At 40.8% G+C, this 213-nt stretch carries 1 protein-coding gene; it reads right to left on the bottom strand.

Features of this window, described 5'->3' with window-relative positions:
• The coding region (locus GSM_RS14980) for a LysM peptidoglycan-binding domain-containing protein (protein ID WP_010078442.1) at positions 1 to 213 on the bottom strand (213 nt) is incomplete at both ends.

The following is a 213-nucleotide window of genomic DNA, read 5'->3' as shown; positions in this document are numbered from 1 at the left end:
ATAGATGGTATCTGATGAAAGACTGTTCCAACTCTTCAAATTAGCGACTGAAACACCATACTTATTAGCGATGGCCCAGAGCGAATCTCCTGATTTAACAGTATAAGCAGAAGTCGAGGAAGATGACGATGTTCCCGAATTCGAAGAACTAGAACTAGAGCTGCTACTGCTAGCTTGTGAAGAAGAATTAGAAATCTTCAAAGACTGTCCAAC

The sequence above is a fragment of the Liquorilactobacillus mali KCTC 3596 = DSM 20444 genome (assembly GCF_000260415.1).
Lineage (GTDB): Bacteria > Bacillota > Bacilli > Lactobacillales > Lactobacillaceae > Liquorilactobacillus > Liquorilactobacillus mali.
Note: the sequence above shows the minus strand (reverse complement) of the source record. Positions and strands in the feature narration are given on the sequence as shown.